The organism is Mesorhizobium sp. M00.F.Ca.ET.216.01.1.1 (assembly GCF_004010325.2).
Classification (GTDB): domain Bacteria; phylum Pseudomonadota; class Alphaproteobacteria; order Rhizobiales; family Rhizobiaceae; genus Mesorhizobium.
In genome coordinates this window covers 1-389 of the sequence record NZ_SADR02000191.1, presented here as the reverse complement: position 1 = coordinate 389, position 389 = coordinate 1, and the positions used below count along the sequence as shown (strand labels likewise).

The following is a 389-nucleotide window of genomic DNA, read 5'->3' as shown; positions in this document are numbered from 1 at the left end:
CTCCAGCGCCATCGACTCGATATCGTTAAGCGCGTGCTTTGCATAGCGCAAGCCGAGCGGACTTTTCGCTGCGATCTTCGACGCAAGCTCAAGCGCGGACGGCATCAGCTCCTCCGACGCGACGACCTGATCGACAAGCCCAAGCCGGAAGGCTTCCTGTGCGCTGATTGGCTCGCCCGTAAAGTACATGCGCCGCAGCGCGCCTTGCGGTATCAACCGGCCATGATGTGCCGCACCGCCGCAACGACCCACGTTAATCTCCGGCGTACCGAAGCGCGCATGGCTCGCCGCAATGCGGATGTCGCAAACCGTCGCGAGCACGGAGCCCGCACCGAGCGCCGGACCGTTGATCGCCGCAATCACGGGAATTGCACAGCGATAGACCGCCG

At 63.8% G+C, this 389-nt stretch carries 1 protein-coding gene; it reads right to left on the bottom strand.

The window, feature by feature from the left end; genetic code table 11:
* Positions 1-389, bottom strand: a 389-nt coding sequence (locus EN859_RS35670) for an enoyl-CoA hydratase-related protein (protein WP_189502506.1), incomplete at both ends; no start/stop codon positions are given.